The sequence below is a fragment of the Streptomyces sp. CNQ329 genome, from assembly GCF_000482585.1.
Genome location: NZ_AXVU01000117.1, coordinates 1 through 3,686 on the forward strand (window position 1 = coordinate 1; position 3,686 = coordinate 3,686).

At 65.5% G+C, this 3,686-nt stretch carries 3 protein-coding genes; 1 reads left to right on the forward strand and 2 read right to left on the reverse strand.

What is annotated here, in order from left to right:
* Positions 1-50: 50 nt before the first annotated feature.
* Positions 51-1,331 (reverse strand): FAD-dependent oxidoreductase, encoded by a 1,281-nt coding sequence (locus tag I003_RS0129100; protein WP_027774670.1) that lies wholly within the window; start codon positions 1,329-1,331, stop codon positions 51-53.
* Between the two features lie 461 nt (positions 1,332-1,792).
* Positions 1,793-2,320, reverse strand: coding sequence for a DoxX family membrane protein (locus tag I003_RS33790; protein WP_078564549.1), 528 nt, complete (start codon positions 2,318-2,320; stop codon positions 1,793-1,795).
* A 695-nt stretch (positions 2,321-3,015) separates the two neighbouring features.
* Here I003_RS33790 and I003_RS0129115 point away from each other — a divergent pair.
* A partial coding sequence (locus tag I003_RS0129115; RefSeq protein ID WP_486584458.1) for a DUF6851 domain-containing protein occupies positions 3,016-3,686 on the forward strand: 671 nt, incomplete at its 3' end.

Genomic DNA, 3,686 nt, shown 5'->3' on the forward strand with positions numbered 1-3,686 from the left:
GCCGGGAGCCTGTGCCGCCCGGTGCGCCGGCCGGCGCACCGTGGTGAACCTCAGCTACCGGAGACGGTGGCAGACTTGGCGTCCTCGATGAGGTCGTCGACGTCGAGCTCGAACAGCCCGCCCTGCCGCCCGCTGAGCCCGGAGACCAGCTTGACGAAGTCGACCTCCGCCTCGTTCTCCTTCTCCGGGTCGACCATCTCCTGGGCCATGTTGAAGTAGAAGCCCTTGGTCTTCGAGCGGTCGTAGAACCCCTCCACGAACTTGCGGATGTCGTGGAAGAACTCCTGGTACGCATTCGAGTACCGGTCGAGCGCCTTCTCCTCGATCGCCGGGTGCTGGAGAATCTGGTCGACGACCTTCGACAGCGTGCTGCCCGCCAGGGTCGCAAGCGCCACACCGGTGGAGAACAGCGGGTCCACGAACGCGGCGGCGTCACCGACCAGCGCCCAGCCCTTCCCGTAGAACCGCTCGTTGGTGTACGACCAGTCACGCGCGGAGCGGTATCCCGCGGCCTGGGTCGAGTCCTTGAGGAGTTCCTTCAGCTTGGTGGTGGAAGCGATCTCCGACTCGAAGAGGTCCTCAAGAGACTTGCCCGACTCGGTCGCCACCTCCGAACGGGTCACGTAACCGACGCTGAAAACACCCTTGTCGATCGGAATGCCCCAGAACCAGCCCTCCGAGGTCCCCTCGATGAGGATATTGCTCCACTCGTCGCCGGGAAGCCGGTGGCAGTTGTCGAAATACGTCCACACCGCGACGTTGCGCAACTGCTCGTTCCAGTTGACCTCGGTGTACTTCCGGCCGATGACGCGGGCCTGCCCCGAGGCGTCGATGACCAGGGAGGCCCTGGCCTCCCGGGTGCCGCTGAGACCGCGCAGGGCATAGCGCACGCCCACCACACGGCCGTCCTCCTCGATGGTGTCCTTGACCGTCGCGTCCTCCACGACGAAGGCACCCAGCTCACGGGCCCGGTCCAACAGCAGCGCATCCAGGTCGGCGCGGCGGGTGTGGAAGGCGTAGGGGATACGGCCGCCGGTGGTGAACGAGAAGTTCCACGGCACCTCGTTGTTGCCCCAGACCAGGGTGCCGCCGTACTTGCGCTCGAACCCCTTGGCCTCCATCCGCTCCTTCAGGCCGAGTTCCTCCATGGGAACCATCACGCCGGGAATGAGCGACTCCCCGACGTGATAGCGGGGGAACCGCTCACGGTCGAGCACGAGAACACGGTGCCCGCGCTTGGCGAGTAGCGCGGATGTAGTCGCACCGGCGGGTCCCCCGCCGATGACAATGACGTCGAAATCGCCAGAAAATCCGACAAGAGTGGACGACATATAGGACCTTCCAGTTCCGATGCGGCCGCACCAGCGATTCGCGTGAAGACCCCCTCCACGCATGCAAAACGCGCTTCAAAACCAGCGTGGCGCCGTGCGCCGGGCGGTGTCATCGCCCAGATTGCTCAGGGGAAAATCCACCGGCACGCTGCGGCCGTCCGGACTGGAGCCGCGCTGGAACTGAACTCGATATTCCACGGAGCGAGCGGGTGTGTGTTCCCGCCGGCAGCTTCCGGAACGGACATGCGGGCCTCCCCGGGGCGCAGGGGCAGTGCCGCCGGCCACCGGGGGCCGGGACGCCGCGCGCTGCCGGTACCCCGGGCCCGGGGAACGCCGGGCAGGGGAGGGCCGGGAAGCCGTCCGGGATCTGTGAGAGGGCGCCGGCTGCCGGGAGTTCACGGCCATGGCGCCGGCAGGCCGCAGCCGCCGGAGCCATGGCCGGGCCGCTGCCGGGTCACCTGTCAGCGTGCCTCGTCATGGACCCAGGCCGCCGCCCGGTTCACGGGGACGGCGGGAAGCTCGCGCAGCGTGGCGGGTCCGGGCCGGCTGCGCGGCTTCGAGTAGCCGATGACCACGAAGGCGGCTGCCACGATCACCAGGTTCTTGAGGATGTACTGCCCCTCCAGGGTTCCTATGCAGAAGCTCTCCCAGGTCTGCTTGGGGAAGATGAACAGTGGCGTGAACGTTCCCGTCATGTGCGCCAGGAGCGCGATGCTCGTCACCGGCTGCAGTTTTCCGCTGATCAGCAGCAGTCCGATCACGGTTTCCAGGGCGCCGGTCAGGACGGAGGCAAGGGTTCCCTCGATGATCCCGAGTGTCAGCTTCTCCACGGTTTTCGAGGCCAGTTCCTCTGCCGGGCTGACTCCGGGGAAGAACTTGGGAACCCCGAACCACAGGTAGATGATTCCTATCGAGATTCTGAGCGCCGCGATCCCGAACGAGGCGCCAAGCCTCTCGAGGGAGCGAGTGAGCTGTAAATAAATGCGCATGGGTTTTTTACTCCCCCGCATGTCTCACTTCTGGCTGATTCCCTTGAAGGTTTCGTGTCCCGCTTAAGGCCCGGTGGAGGCACGGCAGGGCCGGATGTCAAACCGCGGGAAAGGGTCTGGTGTGACGGTGGTCTATGCGGACTGCGAAGCCGGCGTCCGTGAGGCCGAGGAGCATCTTCGCCTCCAGGGGAGCCGCGTCCGTCCGGTACGACCGGAACTTAAGGTACTCCCCGACGGCGTACGGCGCCATATGGCCACGGATCCGGAACCATGAAGGCAAAGATGACCCGGCCGATCCCGGGATAATCCCAGCTCAGCGTCGCCGGGGATGAGCCGCGCAGGGCTCCTGGCATAGCACGTGAGATATTTCGCCGCGCAGTGAATTATGGTGCCTCCGGATAGGGGACTCGTCACTGATCGTTCGCTTAGTTGGCCTCTAGTGGAGCTCTAGTATTGGCCAGTAAGGTGACCGTCAGGGCTCAGGGTGCTGCATGAAATTCCCTGATCTGTGGCGTGGGGTGGATTTTCTCCAAGCTTCAGGAAGTTAATCGCGACCCGTAGAACAGGATTGTGAGCGTACCCGCTTTTATGGAAGCGCCGGAACAGTCGGTGTGTGCGACAGGTCTGGGGCATGGCCGGCCCGCAGACGTCGCCTTGGACCGCGGAGCCCTCTCCTTAAGAAAGGAACACAGCGCATGACGACGTCCGGACACACCTCTTTCTCGAATTACTCGCCGCGGCGCAGGTCCATGCTGCTCGGCGGGCTCGGCGGTGCCGCGGCCCTGTCCACGGCGGGTCTCTCCGGCCCCGCCTTCGCCAGCCCGAGCCGCGCGTCGGGCGACGCCAAGGCGGCCCAGGTCGACTTCGACCTGGACACGGACAACTACATCAAGTGGGCCCAGCCCAGCGATGAGAATGCCGGCCAGTCGCCCACCCTGGAAATCCTCGGTCCGATGGACGTGACCGTGTTCCTGTGGATCAACCGCGTGGTGTGGATCGCGGCGTTCGACGCACTGGCGCCGTACCACGAGAGCGCGGTGGGCATCTACTCCCAGTTCCCGCGCCGTCCTTCCAGCGAGTCCGCCACCAACCGGAACATGAACATCGCGGCGCTCTACGCCCAGCACGGTGTCTGGAAGATGGTGCTGCCGCAGCAGGTGGGACGCCTGCAGGAGCTGATGGTCGGCCTCGGCCTGGACCCCCACGACGAGTCGGAGGACCCGAGCAGCCCGATCGGCCTGGGCAATGTGGCCGCCAAGAACGCCTGGGAGAACCTGAAGAACGACGGCATGAACGTCCTGGGTTACGAGGGCCGCAAGTACAACCCCACGCCGTGGGCGGACTACACCGGCTACGAGCCGGTCAA